Raw genomic sequence first — 22076 nt, 5'->3', positions numbered from 1 at the left:
ATTTGCTGGATGTGATGAGTATTTTGTCTCCTTATCAATTTATTTTGACCAGCTGAAGCCGGGTATATGTTGGACCTGATGTGAATGTCACTCCGAAGTATTTATTGAGCAAGTTTTTTAACTCGATAAAAAACGAGAGAAATACTAAACTTTTCAGTGCCAGAAACGTCATAGTAAAAGCTGAATCATGACAAATCACAACATCAAGACTATGAAATACCCTGTTTTATCATTGGCGGTTGCTGCCCTGCTGTGGGGAGGAGCGGTGTCTCTCCCCTGTCAGGCTCAGACCGCAGTCAAGCATGCCGCACAGACATCGCAGTGGGATGACACATCTGCTGCCCGTTGGAGTGCCGACTTCACCATAGTCGACATCCCGTCGAAGGTGGACAGCCGTCCGCAAAAGGCCTATCTCTATCAGGCGACGGAGCCGGGCCGTCCGCTCATCGTCAGCCTCCACACCTGGAGTGGCGACTACCGGCAGGCTGACCCGTTGGCAGCAGAGGCAAAGGCACGGAACTACAACTACATCCATCCCGACTTTCAGGGAGCCAACACGCGCCCCGAGGCGATGGGAAGCGAGCGGGTGGTGAAGAACCTGCAGGAAGCCATCGAGTATGCGGTGAAGGCAACCGGGGCAGATGCGAAGGAGGTACACGTCATCGGTGTCTCGGGAGGAGGCATGGCGACGCTGCTGGCATACATGAACGTGACTTGTCCCGTGAAGTCGTTCTCGGCATGGGCGCCCATATCCGACCTGGAGGCGTGGTACTGGGAGTCGAAAGCGCGTGGCAACAAGTATGCCGGGCACATTGAGCAGGCTACCGGTTCCGTCGGAGAGAATTTTGACGCGGCGGAGGCACGCAGACGCTCTCCGCTCTATGGAGTCATCCCCCGCAAGCAGCGCCGGACTTCGCAACTCTTCATTTACGAAGGGGTACACGACGGCTATACAGGCTCCGTCCCCGTCACACATGCCATCAACATGTACAACCGTGTGGTGGGTGACTGGAAATACGGGCTGGCACAGTCGGAGGCTGCCAACCGTCAGGCGTTTGTACATGCCGACCTGGTCTCGGAGGATGAGACCATCCGTCTGCTGACCCTCCGCTGTGAGCCGACGGCTGACCCGACGCTGAAGCTGGGCGACCGTCAAATCTGGTTGCAGCGGGAAGCTGCCAACACCCGTCTGGTGATTTTCGAAGGGACGCACGAGATGCTTCCGTGTGCGCTCGACTTGATTCCCGTCGGTGAATAAACCCCAATCGGTCGGGAAGCCTGCCCTGCATGGAAAGGTCTTTCCCGTCAAACTCCTGTGTCTGGTCCGCTGAACACTTGTGTCCGGCGTGCTAAACACAGGAGTTTTGTGTGTCAAACACCTGTGTTTTGTGTGTCAAACACAGGTGTTTGAGATACAAGGTATTATATTTAGCTAATCAAAGTATAATACTTAGACCACCTAAGTATTATACTTTGCCAGCCTAAGTATTATACTTTGGTCAGTAAGGTATGATACTTAGGTCGTCAAACACTTGTGTTTGATGCATGAAACACCTGTGTTTGACGTGTGAAACACTTGTGTTTCCTCTGCCGGACGCTTGTGTCTGGCGTATTCGCTGATATGGATTCGGCATGGAACGACAAAGGCACAAGGCCACAACGTGACTCATCCCGCATCAGGATGAAGCGTCGGTGGCTTTGTGCCTTTGTCGTTGAGAGAGAACGTGGGGCTGCCTTATTGTTGCAGCAGCTCTTTCACCTTCTGAATCATCAGGTCGCCCCGCAGGTCGACGGCGATGAGCTTGCCGTCAGGGTCAAGCAGGAACATCTTGGGGATGGCTGAGATGCCGAGCGTCTGTGCGGCAGGGGAGTTCCACCCATGCAGGTCGGATGCATGTACCCAGTCGGGGAGCTGCATGCCCATGGCAGGGATGGCGTCGAGCCAGCTCTTCTGCTTGTTGTCGAGCGAGAAGCTGACGATGACGAACTTGTCCTTCAGGTCGCGTGTCTCGTTGTAGAGCTTGATGACGTAGGGGATTTCGCGTCGGCAGGGACCGCACCACGATGCCCAGAAGTCGAGCAGGACATACTTGCCGCGGAAGTCTTTCAGGGTAAGCTTCTTGCCGTCGGTCGTCGGCATGACGATGTTGGGCAGCTCGGAACCTATGTCGATGTGGCGGGCAAGGACTGCATTGGAGAAGGCTTCGGTGTAGGGATGTTGTTCCAGGGAGGGGCTGACGCTCTGACGCAGGTCGTTGGCTGCATCGTCGCTGAGCGTGTAGAGCAGCTCCTTGCGCATCATCAGGGGAGCCAGAGCCGAGTCATTGTGGTCGAGCAGGAAGCGGGTGCGCTCCAGGTTCGTCCGCATCTTTGCCTCTCCACCGATGCGGGCGCGGGCAGCCACTCCGTCGTCGGAGTCAATCCATCCGGCAGGGCGGCTCTGTTGGAACGCGCGGAGGGAGTCAATCTGTGTCTGGGTACATTTGGCAGCAATCTTCTTGTACTCTTCATAGAGGTCGTTGGCAGGCGTACCCGTGGCACGAGCACCAATGGGGTAGGCTGCGTCGATGCGGAGCGACACCGTTCCCGGTTCTACGAAGAAGACGCTGTATCCATTGTCGAATCCGCTAAGCAGGTAGACTTCGGCTCCGTGGTAGTCGGTGAGTGCGTGGTTGAGGGTGAACTTGCCGTCGCTCACTAGGGCGGAGTCGACGGGGATGAGGTTCTCCATCTCATCCATCCGGTTGAGATAGACTTTATCGATGGCTTTGTCGGTGTGGCGCAGGCGGTCGTTGGTGAACGTGCCTTCGATGACGCAGGTCTGCTGTGCCCATGCAGACAAGGCTGCTCCGCCACACATCAGGCAGGTAAGCAATAGTTTCTGTAGCATATCAATTCGTGTTTTTTGGTTCGTTTATTCGTAAGTCTCGATTCCCTCGGCGATGCGTGTCACCTTGCTGACGATGTTGTCGCCGCGGAGCTCCATCTCGATGATTTTCCCTTGTGGGTTGAGCAGGACGCTGAACGGCAGCTTCTTGAACTGGTAAAGGCGGGCGGGCTTGGAGTCCATGCCTTTGAGTGCGGAGGCGTGGTGCCAGTTCGGATCGGTCATGCCCAGACGGGTGACGGCATCCGCCCATGCCCGGGCGTCGGTGTCGAGCGAATAGCTCAGCACTGCGAACCGGCCGAAGTTACGGGCTGCTTCCAGTGCTTCTTTCAGCTTGGCTGTTTCAGCGGTGGAGGCGGGGTCCTGGGACGACCAGAAGTGTACGAGGACGTACTTGCCTTTCAGGTCAGCGGAAGAGAGACGTTTGCCGTCAAGGTCGCGTCCCACGATGACCGGAGCGTCAACGCCCGACTTGAGGTCGCTGCTGAGGGCAAAGCTGAGCATCTCCTGATAGAGCGGATGGTTCTGGCAGGAGGCAGGGAGGGCGACAAGGATGTCACGCTGCATGGTGTAGGGAGAGAAGTAGTCGCGGCAGTAGTCGTTGACCAACCAGACGGCGATGGGCTCGTAGAGGTTGGAGGCGATGAAGTCCATCACGTCGAGGCGTGCCAGTGCCTGTTGCCGTTCAGATTCGGCTGCGACATACTTCTTCAGCTGTGCCGGGTCGTTCTTGATGTCGGCGGGGAGCGATGCTTCGTAGGCTTTGACCTTCTCGGCGGCGGCTTGCAGACTTTGTGCCTCCAGGTCTTTCACCTTATTATATATGTCGTTGTTGTGTGAGCCGGTGACACGTGCCTTGGCAGGTGCCTGTGCGTCCAGTCCCGTGACGGTCAGTTCGCCGGGGTCGAGGAAGAAGCTGAGGCTCTCCCGGGGGAAGCCGCTCAGGCTGACTTTCTCCACATGGGCGGGGATGGTCCCCTCGAACGTGAATTTGCCACGTTTCACCTGGGCAGAGTCCAGCTTGACGGTGTTGCCCAGCTCGTCTTCATAAGTGATGAACAGTTGTTTGACGGCTTTGCGCGAGTCAGCCGTCAGTTCTCCGGTCAGCTTGTAGGTATCTTGGGCGTACGTACTCGCGGCAAGGCTACAGGCGAAGAGCAGGATGGTGAATGCTTTCATAAATGGTTGGTGTTAAAGGTGTTTTGCAATGAATTCTTTCAAGGCATCGCCCCGCAGTTCGGTGGCGATGATGTTGCCGTTGGCGTCGATGACGAATATGGCAGGGACGACACTCACGCCGTAGAGGCTTGCCACGGGGCACTTCCACCCTTTGAGCGACGACACCTGAATCCAGGGCAGTCCGTCCTTGGCGATGGCGTCCGTCCAGCGGCGGGTATCAGTGTCCAGCGACACGCCGATGATTTCCAGTCCCTTGTCCTTGTAGGCGGCATAAAGCTCCTTGAGCTTCGGGTTGTTCAGCCGGCAGGGGCCGCACCACGATGCCCAGAAGTCGACGATGCGGAGTTTCGCCTTCACGCTGCTCAGGGTGATGTTCTTTCCGTCAGGGGTGGGAAGAGTGAAGTCGGGGGCAGGCTTGCCGCTGGTGGCAGCTTCGAGCCGGTCGGCACGTTGGGCGAGCATGCGTCCGTAGATGCTCCGGCGTGCATTTTCGCCCAGGCGGTTGTACTGTGCCCGGCTGGCTGCTCCGTCCAGTTCACGCTGACAGGCATAGGTGTAGACGATGTAGGCGTTGAGCACGTCGTCGTGTGCGGCAAGGAAGCGGCGCACCTGGTCGCCACTCTCCTGCGTGTAGGCTTCCAGCCGTTTGTTTGCCTCGCTGGCGCTGCGGAACTTGGATTGTGCGCGGAGGTTGTCGAAGGCCTGCTGCATGGAGTCGCGACGGGCGTTGATGGACTGTACGTCCGCCTGGTAGCGCAACCATTCCACTTGCAGTCCTTCGCCGCGGATGTGAGAGCCCTCGCCGTTGCTCAGGCGTGCCTCGTAGGTCTTGCCCGGTTCGGCAAAGAAGAAGAAGCCTCCCAGGTAGTTCTCCAGCATGATGTGCGCACCCGTCGGTTCAGTGAGTGTGGCTTTCAGGGTGAAGTTGCCCTGCGGTGTGATGTCTGCGGTGGCAAGGGTGTCTGTCTGTGTTTCGCCGACAGGGACAACGAGCAGCAGTCTGCCGGAGCTGACCCCCTCGATAGTCCCGCTGACGGTCACGGGTTGCTGGGCTTGCAGGCAGAGGCAGCCGCACAGTCCCAGGGCGCTGAAAAGAGTTCGTAGGTGTAACATGTTTATGTAAGGTTTTTAGGCTTCGCGTACGCTCAACCGTCCGGGTGGACGGTTGAGCCTGCGAATGTGATTGAAAGGTTTATTCGGCGGTGTACATGCGTTCGTTGCAGAACTGCACGTCGGTGATGCGGTCAAAGCCTTCGTAGAGTTGAGGCTCGAAGGATTCGTCCAGGTCACCCGCTGCCGTCAGCTTGATTTCCGCTACGGCGCCTTCGTTGTTCCGGTTCAGACCGATGGAGAGGTAGCGGTACAGGTTGCCCCAGTACAGGTAGTCTATATTCTGCCGGAACTTCAGGAGGACAATCTCATAGCCGGAAGGGGCCTCGTAGATGATGTCCTGGTCGCCGCTCTGCACATTGTAACGGTAGAGGGTGGAGCCGTCGGCGTAGAAGAAGAAGTCGAGCGAGTAGGCACCCGTGTAGACTACCGGAGTCCCCGGTTCGATGTGGAGACCGTCCAGGCTGAGGGTGTCGGCTGCGAACATGGCAGTGCTTTCTTCATCCTTGTCGGCACGGGTGACAGCCTTGGTCTTGCCGCCGCCTCCGTCCACCGTGAGCATGCACATCATGTTGCTTTCCGTGGCAGGGTCGTAGAAGAGGAAGCGCATCTCGTCGGCAGACTGGAAGTAGTTGAAGTTGTTCATATAGGCATAGACGGGCTGCATGCCGGAGAGCTTCGCCAGGATGCCGGCGTCGATGTGTGAGTCGAGCACGGGGGTGATGAGGCTTGCCGTCTCCCGTCCGTCGGTGTCGAGGCGCGGGAAGCTGTTGCCACCGATGGCGTTGTGGATGAACCGCTTGCCCTGGTCGTCCCAGAAGACGTAGTAGTCTCCCGTCCGTGTGCCGATGCTGACGCGGTACTGGTCGGTGGTGAGGTGCTCGGTGTTCTCGGTGTTGAGTCCCGGTTCATAGAAGCGGAACGAGCTGCGCGAGATGTAGAACCGTCCGTCGTTGCTCAGGACGCAGCGGAAGTCGTTGTTTGCCGCTGCCGGGTCTTCGTTGATGAGTGTTTTGGCGACGAAGAGGTTGGAACCAACGGCGACGGGAGGCATCACGAAGTAGGTGTCCTGGAGGCGTTTCAAGCCGAAGGGGTTGTAGACTTCCGCCTCGCCGTTGGTCTTGAAGACCACCATTTCGGCATCATACAGGTTCATGCGGAAGCCCAGTACGCGGGCATTCTTGAAAGGCTCGTGCAGGTTCGGGTCGGTGTTCGAGCGCTCGAAGGCATCGAGGGTGATGGTCGGTTCGTCGCCGAGGAACTCAACGTTGCCCAGCCGTTGGTTCTGTGTGGAGTTGCCGTGGAGCACGAAGAGGCTGTTGGTGTACCATTCGCGGGTCTTCACGGTCAGCTGGGTGAAGTAGGAGATTTCCGTTTCGCGGTCGCGCAGTTCGAGGATGACTCTGTAGCTCACATTGCCGTTCTCGGGGATGAGCACGTCCATGTATCCGGGTGTGGTGAGCGTGTCTTTCACGGTTTGCCCGTTCCACGTGTATTGCCGGTACCAGTAGTAGTCCATCTGGTCCGCCTTGTCGGGAGCCGAGAATGTGGGGTTCACCGTGACGCGTTCGGTCACGGTGTCGGCTTCGCCACTCTTCATGAAGTCGATGATCCAGCCGTTGAGACCGGAGTAAGCTTCGGGTGTGAATCTGAGGGTGTCCACACTGTTGATGTCTCCGAAGTTGTAGCTGTAGTTGCCCTTGTCTTCATAGCATCCGCCCAGGACGACGGTGCCGAGGGTCAGCAGTCCGAATAATATCTTTTTCATACGTTGTTCGTTTTTCGGTGAGGGTTACTTTTTGTCTTTTCCTGAGCCGCTGTCGTCGGGGAAGACGAGGGTGCGCGGGAAAGTGAAGTCGTAGGCATCGGGGTTCTTGTCATACTCCGAGAGGAACATCTCATGGCAGGTGCGGATGAGCTGCTGTGCGTCGGCAGGCATGAGCATGTAGTCCCAGCCGAGTCCACCCATGAAGTTGTCGCACACGGGGAACATGTCGCCCCACGAGAAGCCGTCGTTGCCGCGTACAGCCAGCATGGTCTTGAGCATGAAGCGGTACTTGCTCTCCGAGTAGGTGCCATAGTAGTCGTCGATGTAGATGCCTGTGGGTGTACCGCCTGCCGGGGTATTGGTCGGGAAGTTGACCCACCAGTAGGGTTCGGCGAACTGGTATTCGTCGAAGAGCTCGTCGAGGAACGGTACGCGGAAGCCGGTCGAGGCGTTGGATACCGAGGAGCCCATCTGGAACTGCTGGTTGATGTAGCTGGTCATGGCGTAGACCGCTTTCTTGTTGACCTCCCTCAGGTTGTCTTCCGTGCCGGTGAACTCGTCATACTCATTGACGGTGTTGATGTTGTAGGACTGGCAGTAGTTGCCGAACATGGTGGGGTTGTAGCTTCCCAGGTAGCGGTCGTGCAGGGCATTCCAATAGGGAGGCTGTGCGTACTGGTACGGACTCCACATGCTGATGGCGAGCAGGGGGATGTCGATGGTCTTCTCCGCTTCGGGGTGTTCGGCGTAGTAGGTGCGGATGGAGTCGACGGCAGCCACGTTGTAGCTTTCGCCCATCGAGGGATCGGAGGTGTACTGGTCGTTGCCGGTCACCCGTGCCAGGAAGATATGCTTCTCGAGTGTCCACGTGCCGAAGAAGCGGGTGACGTTGTTCCAGTTGGCAGGCTGGCTGTAAGTCTCCTCCGAGTAGATGGTGAAGGCAGCCTTCTCGGTGACGCCTGAGCCTATCTGGCTCTCCGACGAGTTACCGTCGATGGTGAGCCGTACGGCATAGCGGGTGTTGATTTCAGCCGGACGGAGCACCTTGATGACTACGTCCAGCTCGGTCTCTCCGGCAGGCATGATGATTTCCGGTATCTCGATGGTTGCCTGCTGGTAGGACTCCACGGGATTCTCCTTCAGCACCACGCGACGGTCATGATCGGCAAGGTATCCCAGGGTCTTCAGTTTGACGGGTACGCTCAGGAAGGCAGAGTCGCCCACGATGTAGTCGGCGAAGTTCACCGAAGCCTCGAAGTTGGCTTGGTTTTCGTCCTCATAGTTGAAATAGATGCCGTCGGAACCGGCTGCGTAGAAAGGCACTTCGTTCTCGTTGCACGAAGTGGCGCACAGGGCAGCCGCCAAGGCGAGGAGGGTATATACTTTCTTCATTGTTCTTTACTTGTTTAGTAGGTCATTTTACTGTGCTTCTTCACTGTCGCTGCCTGTCGTCCCCGACATGCTGTCGGTCCAGCCATATTCGCGCTCGGCGTCAGGCAGGGGGAAGACATACTGCTCTGCGGTCATGCCGCCGGTGAGGGGGCAGTTGAGGAAGGTGGTCATCTCGTGCAGCTTCAGGAAGTGGAAATACTGTCCTTCGGCGTAGAAGTCCTTGCGGTATTCGAGGTTGAGCGCGTCGAGGCGTTGCTCGTCCGAAGTGAAGGTGTAGTCGTTCGTGCGCGAGATACCCCGTTTCTGCCGTACCTCGTTGATGTATTTGGCTGCCTGGTCGAGCGGGGAGCTTTCACACATGATGTAGTACATCTCTGACAGGCGGATGAGCGGGAGCACCCCGTCGTCGTTCTTGATATACTTGCGCGAGATGGCTTCGTTGGTGTCGTCGTACATCAGGAAGGCTTCGTTGCGACGGGCACGCATGTCGTTGTTGCCCACACCGTTGGTCTCGAAAATCTGGTCCAGCTTGGTCTGTGTGCACGAGAGCTGGGTGTTGAAGGTCGGTCCCACTGCCCAGAGGCTCTGGTAGTTCTCGGACATCTCGTAGATGTTGAGTGCAAAGAGTGTCTCGCCGAAGAGAGCGGGGTCATTGCGGCTTTCGTCCATCAGATAGATGCCGCAGTCGTTGATGACCTCGTCGGCGTAAGCCAATGCTTCTGCCTTGTCGCCCCGGTAGTTGCATACACGTGCCATGAGAGCGGTGATGGCATAATAGTTCAGGCGGAAGCGTCGGGTACTTTCCTCCAGGGAGGTACCTTTCTCATAGCTCATCAGTTCGCGGGCTGCCGAGAGGTCTGCCATGATGCGGGTCATCACCTGGTTGGCAGGGAGCAGTGGCTGACGGCTGGCATCGGCGACAACGCGGTAGGGGATGGACAGGGCGGTGGAGTCGGAGCGGTACATCGGTCCCCACAGACGTAGCAGGTCGAAGTGGAGGAAGCCGCGCAGGGCAAGGGCTTCACCGCGCATCATCTTGCGGTCCTGTTCCTGGCGAATGACACGTTCGCCGTTGCGGTCCAGCCAGGAGAGGAAGTTGTTGGTGTTGGCGATGAGGTTGTACGACTTGGCCCACATGGAGGCGAGGACGGACTTGCTGTTGTAGGTCTCGTTCTCCACGTCATACTGGAAGATGACGGCGGGGTCGTTCTCGTTGCTCGGCAGGCGGTCGTAGTATTGCACCATCTTGTCGAGTTGCCCGAAGGTGAAGTTGGCGCCGTATGCCGACTGGTCGGTCATGCCGATGTAGATGCCGGCAAGCGCACTCTGGAAGCCGGTCTCGGTCTCGAACAGGTCTTCGGCTTTCACGTCGGTCTTCGGACTGATGTCAAACCAGTCGGAGCACGAGCTGAGCAGGGCGGCAGCCACCGCGCAGACGGCTATATGCAGTTTGTTGTGTTTCATAATGCGTATATCTTGTGAGGATTGGTGTTATTTGAAGATGATAGAGAGCGACATGGTGTAGGAACGGGCGAACGGATAGTCGAGTCCGCGTTCCATCTTCACGGTCGACCAGCGCACAAGGTCACTGGTGGTGAAGTTGAGGTTCAGTGCCTGGATGCTGCACTTGCGCAGGAAGGCGAACTGGTCGTCGCGGAAACGGTAGCCCACAGCGATGCTGGCGAGGTTCAGCTCGTTGTCGTCCATGATGAAACGGCTGCTCTGCGGTGTCTCGGAACCTTGGCGGTCGAGTGCCTTGTAGCGTGCCACGTCACCCGGCTTCAGCCAGCGGTTGGTCAGTGCACGGCGGTCTGTGTTGAAGGCGACGTTGCGGTTCTCCAGCTTGTCGACGAGGGTCGAGTTGTAGGTGATGCCACCGTAGCGGTAGGTCATGTTCACCGAGAAGGAGAAGTCCTGCCAGTTGAGCGACGAGTTGATGGCACCGCTCACCTTCGGGTTCGTGTCACCCACAGGCACCTTGTCGACGGGGTCCCACTTGAAGGTCTTCTCGCCGTTGCGCTTCAGGTAGACCTCCTGGCCCGATGACGGGTCGATGCCCAGCGACGGCACGGTGAAGAGGGTCGTGGTCGACTGTCCTTCCTGATACATCGGCAGGGGCGCATCCTCGCTCGCGAGCTGTTTTTCGTTGAGCGCCTGGAGCTCGTTGGAGATCTTGCGTATCTTGTTCTTGTTGCGGTTGGCATTCACGCCGATGGTCCAGTAGAGCTGGCGGCGGAGGTCCTGGAAGGCGATGACGTTCAGCGAAGCATCGAAACCGCGGTTCTGCAACTCTCCGGCGTTGAGCATCTGCGAGGCGAAGCCTGTGGAGGGAGCCAGGTCGAAGTTGACCAGCATCTCACGGGTGATGTTGTTGTAGTAGTTGAAGGTCATGTTCACACGGTTCCGCCAGAAGCCCAGGTCGACGGCAAGGCTCAGGTTGCCCGTCTTTGACCAGCCGAGGCTGGAGTTGTTGAGTCCCTGAAGGAGCGCACCCAGCACGTTGAACGACTGGTAGGGCTTCATCGAGTTGCTGAACGTGTAGAACTCGATGGCCTGATAGGGGTCGTAGTTCTGCGAACCGGTCACACCGTACGAGGCACGGAACACGAGGTTCGACAGACGACCCTCCAGCCACTTCTCACGGTAGGCATTCCAGCGCACACCGGCTGACCAGAACGGTTCCATGCGGTTGTCTTCACCGAAGCGCGACGACATGTCGGCACGTACGTTGAAGTCGAAGGAGTATTTGTTGTCATAGCTGTAGGAGAACTGTCCCGTCAGACCCATGGCGCGCGAGGTCTCTTCCGTACCTGTCGGGCGGTTGGAGGTCTGGAAACCGAAGATGAAGTCGTCCATGTGTTCGTCGGGGTATCCCGTAGCGCTCATGTTCACCTGGTTGTTGGTGTCCTCGTTGACGGTCCAGTTGCCGAAGAGGCTGATGAGGTGCTTGTTGATTTGCAGGTTGTAGTTGATACCCAGGTTGCTCGACCACGAGGTCAACTCGCCTGTGCTCTTGTCATAGGCACCGCGTTGTGTCAGGTCCTGCACCTGGTCAAACCGTGTCATGCCTGCCGGTGAGAAGGCTTCCGTGCGTGCCATGCCACGCATGTAAGACAGCTGGGCGGTGAGGCGAAGGTTGTTCAGCAACATGTACTCGGCGTTCAGCTGGGCGGTGATGTTGAGGTTATTCGTCTCGTTGCGGGCGTTGAACTGTGAGTCGTAGAGCGGGTTGTAGATGCTCTGGTTGGAGTAACCGGCTCCCAGTCCCTTCGTGTCGAGAATCTTGTCATACTCACCCTCGGCGTTCCTTATCTGATAGTAGGGGTTGGCCTCGGTGTAGCTGGAGAAGCTGCCGTAGGGGGAGTTCTCGCCCTGCGTCTCGGTCAGCGTGATGTCGGCACCTACGACAATCCGGTTCTTGGTGTACGACATGTTCAGGTTCACGCTCTTGTTGTTGTTCGACGAGCCTTTCATCACACCGGGGGTGAAGCCCGCGTTCACGCCCAACGTATAGCGGAACACGTCCGTACCGCCGGCTGCCGTGAGCGAATGGTTCTGGATGAAGGCTGTGCGCAGCGGTTGCGAGAGCCAGTAGGTGTTGACGCCGGCAAGGACGTTGCGCTTGTAGCGGTTGTAGAGGTTCATCTCCGTGTTGTTCGACGGGTCGTAGATGCCTGCCATCCACTCCAGTTGAAGCTTCTCTTCCGCGTTACAGAGGTTGTAGTCCGTCAGGTCGGGAGCCTGTAGGGTGAAGTTGCCGCTGTAGGACACTGACAGGGCGCCGTCAGGGGCAACCTTGGTCTCTACGACGATGACGCCGTTGGCTGCGTTTGAACCATAGATGGCGGTAGCGGCGGCATCCTTCAGGATGGTGATGCTCTCCACACGTTCCGGGTCAAGGCTCAGGATGCGGCTGATGGGTACGGTGAATCCGTTGAGGACGAAGAGCGGCACGTTCGGACGGCTCGAGACGTTGTCGAGCATGAGGTCCATGCTGCTGGCTTCGGTGTTGATGCCCAGGCTCTGGTCACCACGGATGCGGAAGTCCATCTGGGCATTCGGGTCTGAACCCGTTTGGTTGTTCTCCACGATGCGGAAGCTCGGGTCGTAGAACTGCAAGCCGCGCAGGATGTTCGTCGGGCTGACACGGCGCAGCTCGTCGCCCTTCACGGTGACATAGTTTCCGGTGAAGCTGCTCTTGCTTCGTTTGCTGATACCGGTCACCACCACCTGGTCCATGTCGACGGTGTTGGCATTCAGCGTGATTTCCAGTGCTTTCTCCGGCTTGAGAATCTGGACGGACTTGCTCTTGTAGCCGATGAACGACACCTTGATGGACTGCTTGCGCGGCACGTTGATGGAGAACTTGCCGTCGGCATTGGTCACACAACCCATGCCCGTGCTGTTGCCACTTCCGTCCGTGATGACCACGGTAGCGCCGATGAGGCCCTCCGGAGCATCGGAACCCCGGACGAAGCCCTGCACGGGCATCATGGCAAACTCGCCGTCTTCCTCGTCGGCAGGTTCCACATAGATGGTGCGCCCGATCTCATAGCGCAGCCGCACGTTCTGTCCTTTCAGCAGCTCGCGCAGGATTTCATCGAGCGTCTTGTCGTTCTCGTTGACGGTCGTGGGACGGTCGATGCCGATCAGGGTCACCCCTTGCAGGTAGATTTTCACTTTGGCTTGTGCAGCCACTCGTTCGATGATGGTGCTCAGCGGTTCGTTGCTGATGCGCACACTGATTCTCTCATTCTTGTAAGCCCTCTCTCTATCAATGTCTTGGGCTGACACGGTGTAGGTCATGCCGAGGCTGGTGCACAGGGCAAGACTCAGGATGGGGACTAATCGTCTGAACTTTCTCATCTCTCAGCGTTTTATTGGATGGTTCAATTTTCGCAGGTGCAGACTGTTGCGGTGGATGGATAAGCAGGCTTAACACCCTTCCACTGAGACGGTTGCACGCGCGTTGTAGTAAGTGTTTTCGGTGAAGGAGGACAAGGTGCACCCTGCACACGGTACGTCCGTGTGCATGCACGCAGGTCCTTGGTGTGGGGAATTCCTCACTGCATGAGCGAGTCGAGGATTTCGGCGTAGCTCTTGTCGACGTTATACTTCTCTTTGTATTCCTTCAGGAAAGGCTCCACCCGCTCGATGTCTTTTCCGTTGCGGATGTAGTTCGACAGCACGAGGAAGAGCGTGGCGTCCAGCTGGTTGCCTTTGAAGAAGGAGGTCAGTTCCCGGTAGTGCTCTTCCAGGGTCTGTGGACGCTTGTAGGTCTTTCCGGCCGCATGTGCCTCCTTCGTACGCTGGTAGACACAATACTGGCAGAGAAACTCGCTGTAAGGCATGCAGCGCAGCGAAGCCTGGTCATCCCGCGGAGTGTAGTCGTCGACGATGGTCCAGTAGTCGCCGATGCCCTGTTGCTCGATGGGGACGTGGCGCACCGAAGCATACATGGCAGGATACTCCACCATCGAACCGTAGGCGATGGCTTCCACCTCGGCACGGATGTAGTTGATGAACTCCGGCGAACAGTGCGACGACTCCAGCTTGATGAGCTTGTCGGTCTTTTCCAGGAACGTCCGGGTGTCACGGAGGCGGTCAGCCGGCTTGGTGTCGACAGCCACACAAGCGAGCAGCTGGGTCTTGTAGCGCATGGAAGCCTGGATTTGGGAGATGTCCCGTTTCAGGTTGTTCTGGCGGACTGCACGTTCGGTTCCGCTCAGTTCGATCCGTTCCGGACGTCCGTTGCTGCCATAGCGGATTACGGCATGCAGGCTGTCGCCCGGTTCGAGGACGAGCTGTACACGGCTGTTGACCAGCATGGTCACCAGACGGTCAGTCTCAAAGTTGTAGATGTGGTTTTCGCCCGGGTTGGTGTGAAATTCTGCCCGGAAGAAGGGAGACTGCACACAGTCGAAGTAAATCATCTCTCCCCTGAAGTCGTAAATCTGACAGCTCAAGGTGGTCTTCATATTCTCTCCCGCCTGAATGACCAGCAAGGGCAGTGTGAAGAGAACAAATAATAGGAGTCTTTTGTTCATGGATGTAATGGTTTGAGTGTGGTTTAGAGAATTAGTCAAGTTTGTAGGGGGAAGTATCCCGCCCCGTAAGAGCCGCCTCCTTGGGGTGGCTGCGTGCAGGGGCGCTTCCATGTGCGCGGAGAAGAGGAGGCGCAGGAACTCTCTCGGATTCGTATGTTGTCAAAGCGCACTTTTTCATGAGTCGCTGTGTTTAGATTGTTGTGTTTGTGCCGTTCCATTTAGTAAGGATAATTCTTTAATGGATCGTACTCCAATGTATGATTTAATTGAAGTGCCCAAAGATACGTATAAGTGTGTGAAAACTGCAAATAATACTTAGAAGAATCTAAGGGAGCACAAACGCTTTTAACATTTGAAATATTCGAGCAGAGGGATGCAGCCTTTCCGTCGCAACGGTTCCTATTATAATAAGGTACTCGTGCGCAAAACCTGTTCAAAGCTGTTACACGGAAGTCCGCGGCAGGACACCGGGAGGTGCAATTAGTGATGAAAGGGTTCGGGGATGTTCCTGAAGATGTAGAGGAGGGGATGAGTGAAAAGTACGTGGACACGCTCACCCGGTGTTTGTCCGGTAGCAGGTCGCGCAGCAACGTTCGTGGGGTTGCTGTGCTGTCGGTGCCAGCCTGGATAGGCTGACGGACGTTTCAGGCAATTCATTTGGTAATCCATATTGGTGCTTTTAAGGTTTAGACCCATTCTGCAAGAAGCAAAAGAAAAAAGGACACTGCCTTGTCTTTTCGCTTATTTGGTTGATTAGGTTCTGGTAAAACCTCGAAGTTCAAATAAGGAAAAGCAGGCTGTGCCCTTTGCAGGGTACAAACCTACCTTTCGACTTATTATTTGGGGCTCTTTTCAATTTACCAGATTTACTAAAGCCAAATAACTTGTCTACAAGTTGCTTGAAATATGTCTTTAAATCCTTGTGTCTGTCTCTTGCTGATATCTTTTTTGTTTCGTTCACAAAGGAAAGGATAAATTCCGAAAACTACAAAGATTTCCCGGACATTTTTGTCGGGAAAGCCCTGCATCCTGTTACAGGAAGGCGTGTCAGGCTGTCGAACGGTATTTATCAAAATGACAAAACGTCAAACGAAGCCCTTCAGAATGCCCTTCTTCGCACCCAAAGACGGGCTGCCTCAGTTTTTTGCATTCTCAGCCGTTTAGTGAAATACATATTGTCAGGATAGGAGCGGTTCATGGATACTTTTGGATGTGTTGAGGCGTGTACGGAAGCTGGCTGAATGCTGAAGGTGCAAAAGAATGCGCACGATGATACTTCCTGAGTGAACGCTCTCCCGAACAAACTAGAGGTAAAGGAAGCTGAAATAGTGTTTATGAACTGTAAAACGAGTGTTTTGCTGTGCTAACAATGTTGTTCGACGGACGAAACAATATTGTTTGGGTCGTCAAACAATATTGTTTCACACACCAAACACAAGTGTTTGACCTCTCAAACAATATTGTTTCGCGGTATAAATATTCGCTTTCATCCCTGCTTTTGGATAACTATGCACTTTGAACTGCATGGATATTCTTAAAATAACCTACTTTGCCCGATTTTCTCAAAGTGCGCGTTAGCTGAAAACCTTGATTTGCGTAAATGTGTCAGCAATAGAGCCTTTTTGGTATCAATAGGATAGAATGGAAAGAATGCTTTTCCGCCACTTCCATGTTCCTGTCAGATTCAGGCAGCTTCTTCCTTTTCAGGTTTGAATCCCGTCCGTTCCTGTTCCAACCGAGGCGGATTTCCAGTTGCATGTCCGGAAAGGAGACTGGAAGATGAGGGTTAAAAAAGTTAATGAAAGGGTTAAATTATTATCGGAAATGTAAATGAATTTTGGGAAAATAAGAAGGCGTTTTGTTGGGTTTGCTGTAGGGATAGGTGTGGTGAAGGATTCCGGATGTAGGTAATAAATATATACGTTTTGATGGTAAAGCAAGTTGCGTATATAATTAAAGGTGCAGGGCGGATGAATGTCGGATATTTATTCGTTTCTTTTGGTCTAAATTGTCCTGAATTTTAAATTTTGAAAATGAGTATTTTACTAAATGGCGTGTAGTAAATGGGTCTGTAAGGTACATGAGAAAACAAACAGGTAATAAATATTTATATTTTGAAGGCTGAATGAAGGACGATGCGGTCTCAATTCTGGAGATTCTTGCCGTCGGGAGCAAATGTACTGATAGTCCTGTATTGTAAAAACAGGAATAAAATTTGGATACAATCTATTGGAAAAATAATTTATATTTGCAGACGAGATAATCAACCGGATGTTGCCGGAGCACCCGGAGTCGAGGGTCATTAAAGAGAGCGATCCTTTGTCAGAATCCGGCTCCCCTGAGTGGAAAAGAGACAATGATAACTACTAAATATCTACAATATGAAACGCAGACTCCTGTATCTGTTGACGGCGGGGCTCTTCTTCCTGTTCGCAGCTCCGCTGCACGCCCAAAGGTGGGCGGTCAAGAGCAACCTGCTCTATGATGCCACCACGACACTCAATCTGGGCGTGGAAGTCGGCTTGGCGCCGAAATGGACACTCGATGTGTCCGGCAACTACAATCCCTGGACTTTCTCTGACGACAAGAAGCTGAAGCACTGGATGGTGCAGCCCGAAGGACGCTACTGGCTCTGCGAGCGCTTCAACGGACACTTCTTTGCACTCCATGCCCTGGGCGGAGAGTTCAACCTCTCGAACCTTGACTTGCCCTTCGGCACGTTCAGCGCACTGGAAAACTCACGCGCACAAGGCTGGTTTGCCGGAGGCGGTGTGGGCTACGGCTATCACTGGATACTCGGCAACCGCTGGAGCCTGGAGGCCGAACTGGGATTAGGGTTCATCCATGCCAACTACAAGCGTTATGAGTGCGGCCACTGCGGAGAAATGCTGGGGCGCGGACACAAGAACTACCTGGGGCTGACGAAGGCGGCTCTGTCAATCATCTACATCATCAAGTAACGAGGAGGGCAACTATGAAAAGACATATTCTCCTGGCAACCATGCTCCTGGCGGGCATGAGCGCCTTTGCCCAGACGGGCTATATGAAGGACATCGAGGTGAGCGGCCGCGAGGTGCGGCGTGTGGACGACGAGGTGCGTGTGACGATGCGCTTCGACCTGAGCAACGTGAAGATGAAGCGTCAGCACACCACACAGCTGGTGCCTGTACTGGTGTCAAAAGACGGACGCAACGAACTGGAACTCCCGTCGGTGGTGATCAACGGACGCATCCGCAACCGCGCCATCCGGCGTCAGGAGGCACTGACGGGAAAGCCTGTGTATGAGCATGTACAGACTACCGTCCGTCGGAAGAACGGCGAGGCGCAGACCGTCAGCTACGAAGCCACGGCACCCTTTGCACGCTGGATGCATGACAGCCGGCTGGAGGTGCGCGAGGCGGTGACAGGTTGTGCCGACTGTGGCGAGGGCGGTGAGACATCGACGCTCGACCCGCTGGTATTGGCACGTTTCGTACCCGACTATCGGCTGACCTTGCAAGAGCCGGTGCCCGAACCGGTGAAACGGCGTGACGAGGTGCGCAGTGCCCGTCTGCAATACCGTCAGGACAGCTACACGACTGACCCGAAGTTCAAGGACAATGCCCGTGAACTCGCCGACGTGCAAGCTTCCATCGATGCCGTGAAGGACAATAAGGACCTCACCATAACGGGTATCTACGTCACGGGTTACGCATCGCCCGAAGGTACGGTGGCCTACAACCTGAAGCTCTCCGAACGACGGGCAAAGACCTTTACAGATTATGTGAAGAAACAGAACACCGGTATCCCTGCCTCGCTGTGGCACGTAGACTGGAAGGGAGAAGACTGGGAAGGGCTGCGCGAAGAAGTGCAGAAGCACCCCCGTCTGTTGAAAATAGATGAAGTACTTGCCATCATCGACGGTTGCGACGGTGACCGGGATGCCTGCGAGGAACAGCTGAAGGCATTGGTTCCGCCACAGATTTACGAGCGGTTGCTCAACGAGATGTATGGTCCGTTGCGCCGCAACGAATACCGCATCGAGTACAACGTGCGCAACTTCAACCTGGAGGAAGCGCGGCAACTCCTCCGGAAAAGTCCGAAGCTCCTGAGCCTAAATGAGATGTATCAGGTTGCCGGCAGCTACGGCAAGGGGACGGCGGAATACAATGAGGCAATGGACATTGCCGCCCGCACCTATCCCGAGAATCCCGTGGCACTGGGCAATGCGGCAGTGACGAAGCTGGAGCAGAACGAGGTACGTGCCGCCATTGCCCTGCTGGAAGGCAAGCAACTCGATGCTTCCGCAAAAAACACCCTGGGCGTGGCATACGCCAAAGCCGGTGAGTATGCCAAGGCAAAAGCCCTGCTTGAAGCGTCGGCAAATGAGGGTAACACCGACGCACGCACCAACCTGGAACAACTGCTGAAGGTGATGGAACAACTGTAAGTCACGAAGTGTAAGAACCTACATATTAACTGATTGTTTAATTTAAAATTAAAGAGTATGAAACTAAGAAGTTTTATTATGTTCTCAGCAGCAGCACTGGCATTTACTGCTTGCAGTAATGAAGAAGAAGCACAAACCATCCAAGGTGAAGCTACCGTAACTGTCAATGTACAGGATGCCATTACCCGTGCCTTGGAAAAGCCGACGACGGGGAGCAACAAAGAAACATTCCCGGTAGTAGTGAATGACTTTGTTTTGACGCTTGAAGCAGGTTCTGGACAACAACAGATTAAAGCAAAGGCGGAAAGTGGCAATACTTATACATTTGAAAATGTACGGAATCCGAAAAGCTTGACCGTAGAAATCAATGGAGGCAAGGCTGGTGGTCTGGCATTGGCGGATGTAGTAGAAACCGGTTTGGCAGAACCGTTGTATGCTACAACTACTACTTTTACTCAAACCGATGAAACTCATTATACGGCGTCTCTGACTCCCGAACATCGTTTGGCACGTTTGCAATTCTCTGGCATCAAGCATGTGGACGAAGACAATGAGTGTGTTTATCAATCTTTGACATTTGACGGTTTGTTCCTGAATGGCGTGCAGCTGAAGGAAGGTGAAGGCGATTTGAAATCAGTTTCAGCGGATGATTACACAACGGCAAATACTGTTTGGACAACAGTTCAAAGTTGGACAGATGCACCTGTATTTGACGTCGTGACAGATGGAACATCTTTCTTGACCAATCAGAATGGCTGGCCTGCACAAGGTGGCGAAGGTGAAGATGCTTATGACCAGTGTTATGCTTACAATATCTTCCCTGCCGGTGCTGGTGAGGATGTGACCAGCTTGCCTAAACTGACTTTGTGTTTCAGCGATGCAGCATATAAGGCTGGTCATTCTGGCTTGGAGTCAGAATACCGTTTTGCAACAGTTGCGAAGTATAAAGTTACCGGTGATCATACGGGTCTGGAAGGTGTAAGTGAAGATGGTACCATTAAGACTTTCAAAGCTGGTTACATTTACAATATCACCGGTCTGGATGTAGATGATGAAGATCTCGGTTATACTCCCGGTGGTGGTAGGAATGCAACATTGGTAGCAACTGTTGAAATTCTTCCTTGGACTTTGGTCAATGGAACTGTAGAGTGGAACTAATCCCCCAATAATCATAAACACGTATCATGGCAAGGCGGAGCACTGCAAACCGCTCCGCCTTGCTCTCTTTTCCCTCCCTCTTACGGAATAAACATACAGTTTGATCCTTGTCAACAAATAAACACGGATGAGTATATGAAACAAATAAGAAACATAATGCTGATGCTGGTGGCACTCGTCCTGGCTACCGGCTGCATCAAAGAAGACTATGATGATTGCGACAACGTGACCATCTACTTCCAATATCTGGCGGACGGCGATACGGATGTACTTTATCAATACATGAGTAAGGTAGACCTGTATGTTTTCGATGAAGGCGGACACATCCTCGGCGTCGGCCATTACAACCAGGACGAACTCTCACACTTTGCAGCCAAACCGTCGTTCAAGTTGCCTGTCGGCAAACGTTATAAGGTGGTGGCGGTTGGCAATGCCTACGATGCAACGGAGGTGGTGAACCTGCAGGCTACCAGCTTCGATGACATCTTTATCCAGCATCCCAACTGGGGAAGCGGCGATCCGGTGACGTCGCATGACCACAACTACATGGGTCAGAAGGAATTTTTTCTTCCCGGAGGCGAAGGGGTGATGTATCGCGACACAGTGACCCTCTACAGTTCGCACATCGACATGCAGGTGGAAATACACGGACTGCCTGCGCCGGGAACACATGCCGATGGCATCGCTTATCAGTTGAGCCTTGAAAACTCCAACGCACAGACGTCGTTCAACAATGCTGTCAATCAGGACGAGAAGGGAACGCTCTATCCCGACCTCGTGTGGGATGACACGGAGCAGTGTTATCGCACGGACGACCTGGCGGTGTTCCGCATGGACTGCGACGGTATCTTGTCGGAAGACTGTTGCGAACATACGCTGGTATTGACCGAGAAAGCCACCGGCAAAGAGCTGGTGCGTGGCAATATCTACAACTACCTGCAGTACTACGACGATGAAATTGATGTGACTCTTCAAGAGGCAGCACTGCCGATATCCATCACTTTCCACGGCGTGAACGTCTCCATCGAACTGCCCGAATGGGTTATCGTGGACGGCAAGCCCGAATGGAATTAACTGACATGAAAACCAATGCGTATGAAAAAGACGAACCGATTATATAGATGCCTGCTGCCACTCGTGTGGCTCACGTTCCTTCTGTCCTCCTGCATCAAGGAAGACTATGCAGGCTCCACCGACGAGACCGCAACGGTCAATCTCGTGTTCAGTACCCGTGCCGACGGACAGGGTACAGCCGATGTTGATGAGAATGAAGGCATCAAGACACTCCGCGTATTGATTACCGATGCTGACGGTAAGGTGGAAATCAATACAGTCCAAAATTTTAATGATGTTCCGGAAACAACACTGACCATCCTCGGCGTCCCCGTAGGAACAAAGAACTTCTATGTCATTGCCAACGAGGCAAGCGTAGGCTTGACTGACCTGGATGACGTCAGTACGGTTGACGAGGATTTCCTGAACCGGGTCATCACCAATCCGTCCGATGCTCCCTATTTCCCGAAAACGCGCAGCCAGATCAGTACCTCCGGTCTGCCCATCACAGGCATGAAAGAAGGTGTACAGGTTAAGGGAGGGGAGAATCAGCGAATCGAGATTGAGATCGTGCATACAGTGGCGAAGGTGGTACTTTATGTCGACAACCAGTCGGGCGAACCTTTTACTTTGCAACAAGTGAAGTTCGGTCCGTTTATTGCCGACCGTACTTATCTCTTTGACAAGTCCCAGCAATTGCCTGATGGCGTGCAATTCAATGAAATGCCACTGAATGCTGAAAATGTTGAAGTTACACCGGACAAGGATGAAGCGGTATTTACCGGCTATATTTACGAAACCGGGTCACAGGATATCAGCGATTTCACACTCTCGCTAGTGTCCAATACGAAAGGATTTGAAGCATTGGCGACTCCGGTTACTATCCATTTCGATGAAGCAGGAAGGAATTACATCAATCGGAATGACCAGGTAGAAATCTGTGCTATTGTAAACATCCACAAAGAAGTGGAGACAGACCTTGATATCTTGGTTGTTCCCTGGGGTGAAAAGGATATAGATGTTCCACCGTTCAGTTGATTAAAAAGCAGTCAT

The 22076-nt window shown here is 54.4% G+C and carries 15 protein-coding genes; 6 read left to right on the top strand and 9 right to left on the bottom strand.

Annotated features, from left to right (window positions below; genetic code table 11):
- Positions 1 to 211 precede the first annotated feature (211 nt).
- Positions 212 to 1258, top strand: a complete 1047-nt coding sequence (locus M3087_RS11880) for an alpha/beta hydrolase family protein (RefSeq protein WP_249095986.1) — start codon at positions 212 to 214, stop codon at positions 1256 to 1258.
- A 477-nt stretch (positions 1259 to 1735) separates the two neighbouring features.
- Here M3087_RS11880 and M3087_RS11875 read toward each other — a convergent pair whose 3' ends face one another.
- The 9 genes from M3087_RS11875 to M3087_RS11835 form a co-directional block, all read right to left on the bottom strand.
- On the bottom strand, positions 1736 to 2890 hold the full coding sequence (locus M3087_RS11875; protein WP_249095983.1) for a TlpA disulfide reductase family protein: 1155 nt from the start codon (positions 2888 to 2890) through the stop codon (positions 1736 to 1738).
- 24 nt (positions 2891 to 2914) lie between these two features.
- Positions 2915 to 4066, bottom strand: a complete 1152-nt coding sequence (locus M3087_RS11870) for a TlpA disulfide reductase family protein (protein ID WP_249095981.1) — start codon at positions 4064 to 4066, stop codon at positions 2915 to 2917.
- A gap of 12 nt (positions 4067 to 4078) precedes the next feature.
- Positions 4079 to 5179, bottom strand: coding sequence for a TlpA disulfide reductase family protein (locus tag M3087_RS11865; RefSeq protein ID WP_249095978.1), 1101 nt, complete (start codon positions 5177 to 5179; stop codon positions 4079 to 4081).
- Positions 5180 to 5258: 79 nt separating this feature from the next.
- Positions 5259 to 6944 carry a PKD-like family lipoprotein gene (locus M3087_RS11860; protein WP_249095975.1) on the bottom strand — a complete coding sequence of 562 codons (1686 nt, stop codon included), beginning with the start codon at positions 6942 to 6944 and terminating at the stop codon, positions 5259 to 5261.
- 24 nt (positions 6945 to 6968) lie between these two features.
- A complete protein-coding gene (locus M3087_RS11855) occupies positions 6969 to 8336 on the bottom strand; it encodes a DUF4843 domain-containing protein (protein WP_249095973.1) in 1368 nt (455 codons plus the stop codon).
- Between the two features lie 27 nt (positions 8337 to 8363).
- Complete coding sequence (locus M3087_RS11850) at positions 8364 to 9800, bottom strand: RagB/SusD family nutrient uptake outer membrane protein (RefSeq protein ID WP_249095971.1); 1437 nt, start codon at positions 9798 to 9800, stop codon at positions 8364 to 8366.
- 27 nt (positions 9801 to 9827) lie between these two features.
- Positions 9828 to 13202: a SusC/RagA family TonB-linked outer membrane protein gene (locus M3087_RS11845; RefSeq protein WP_249095969.1), complete on the bottom strand. Its 3375-nt coding sequence runs from the start codon at positions 13200 to 13202 to the stop codon at positions 9828 to 9830.
- 197 nt (positions 13203 to 13399) lie between these two features.
- Entirely contained in the window at positions 13400 to 14383 is a 984-nt protein-coding gene (locus M3087_RS11840) for a hypothetical protein (RefSeq protein ID WP_249095965.1), read from the bottom strand.
- Positions 14384 to 14863: 480 nt separating this feature from the next.
- Positions 14864 to 15052, bottom strand: coding sequence for a hypothetical protein (locus M3087_RS11835; protein WP_249095962.1), 189 nt, complete (start codon positions 15050 to 15052; stop codon positions 14864 to 14866).
- A 1712-nt stretch (positions 15053 to 16764) separates the two neighbouring features.
- Here M3087_RS11835 and M3087_RS11830 point away from each other — a divergent pair.
- From M3087_RS11830 to M3087_RS11810, 5 genes are all read left to right on the top strand, one after another.
- Positions 16765 to 17343 (top strand): DUF3575 domain-containing protein, encoded by a 579-nt coding sequence (locus M3087_RS11830; RefSeq protein WP_249095959.1) that lies wholly within the window; start codon positions 16765 to 16767, stop codon positions 17341 to 17343.
- Positions 17344 to 17357: 14 nt separating this feature from the next.
- Positions 17358 to 18812, top strand: coding sequence for a DUF3868 domain-containing protein (locus M3087_RS11825; RefSeq protein WP_249095956.1), 1455 nt, complete (start codon positions 17358 to 17360; stop codon positions 18810 to 18812).
- A gap of 57 nt (positions 18813 to 18869) precedes the next feature.
- Complete coding sequence (locus tag M3087_RS11820; protein WP_249095953.1) at positions 18870 to 19970, top strand: hypothetical protein; 1101 nt, start codon at positions 18870 to 18872, stop codon at positions 19968 to 19970.
- Between the two features lie 135 nt (positions 19971 to 20105).
- Entirely contained in the window at positions 20106 to 21044 is a 939-nt protein-coding gene (locus M3087_RS11815) for a FimB/Mfa2 family fimbrial subunit (RefSeq protein ID WP_249095950.1), read from the top strand.
- A gap of 21 nt (positions 21045 to 21065) precedes the next feature.
- Entirely contained in the window at positions 21066 to 22061 is a 996-nt protein-coding gene (locus M3087_RS11810; protein WP_249095947.1) for a fimbrial protein, read from the top strand.
- Positions 22062 to 22076: the final 15 nt, after the last annotated feature.

Source organism: Mediterranea sp. ET5 (genome assembly GCF_023337025.1).
GTDB lineage: Bacteria > Bacteroidota > Bacteroidia > Bacteroidales > Bacteroidaceae > Phocaeicola_A.
Note: the sequence above shows the minus strand (reverse complement) of the source record. Positions and strands in the feature narration are given on the sequence as shown.

Coding starts and splice junctions, on each gene's coding strand:
- M3087_RS11880 (WP_249095986.1), top strand. CDS start 212: ATGAAATACCCTGTTTTATCATTGGCGGTTGCTGCCCTGCTGTGGGGA.
- M3087_RS11875 (WP_249095983.1), bottom strand. CDS start 2,890: ATGCTACAGAAACTATTGCTTACCTGCCTGATGTGTGGCGGAGCAGCC.
- M3087_RS11870 (WP_249095981.1), bottom strand. CDS start 4,066: ATGAAAGCATTCACCATCCTGCTCTTCGCCTGTAGCCTTGCCGCGAGT.
- M3087_RS11865 (WP_249095978.1), bottom strand. CDS start 5,179: ATGTTACACCTACGAACTCTTTTCAGCGCCCTGGGACTGTGCGGCTGC.
- M3087_RS11860 (WP_249095975.1), bottom strand. CDS start 6,944: ATGAAAAAGATATTATTCGGACTGCTGACCCTCGGCACCGTCGTCCTG.
- M3087_RS11855 (WP_249095973.1), bottom strand. CDS start 8,336: ATGAAGAAAGTATATACCCTCCTCGCCTTGGCGGCTGCCCTGTGCGCC.
- M3087_RS11850 (WP_249095971.1), bottom strand. CDS start 9,800: ATGAAACACAACAAACTGCATATAGCCGTCTGCGCGGTGGCTGCCGCC.
- M3087_RS11845 (WP_249095969.1), bottom strand. CDS start 13,202: ATGAGAAAGTTCAGACGATTAGTCCCCATCCTGAGTCTTGCCCTGTGC.
- M3087_RS11840 (WP_249095965.1), bottom strand. CDS start 14,383: ATGAACAAAAGACTCCTATTATTTGTTCTCTTCACACTGCCCTTGCTG.
- M3087_RS11835 (WP_249095962.1), bottom strand. CDS start 15,052: ATGGATTACCAAATGAATTGCCTGAAACGTCCGTCAGCCTATCCAGGC.
- M3087_RS11830 (WP_249095959.1), top strand. CDS start 16,765: ATGAAACGCAGACTCCTGTATCTGTTGACGGCGGGGCTCTTCTTCCTG.
- M3087_RS11825 (WP_249095956.1), top strand. CDS start 17,358: ATGAAAAGACATATTCTCCTGGCAACCATGCTCCTGGCGGGCATGAGC.
- M3087_RS11820 (WP_249095953.1), top strand. CDS start 18,870: ATGAAACTAAGAAGTTTTATTATGTTCTCAGCAGCAGCACTGGCATTT.
- M3087_RS11815 (WP_249095950.1), top strand. CDS start 20,106: ATGAAACAAATAAGAAACATAATGCTGATGCTGGTGGCACTCGTCCTG.
- M3087_RS11810 (WP_249095947.1), top strand. CDS start 21,066: ATGAAAAAGACGAACCGATTATATAGATGCCTGCTGCCACTCGTGTGG.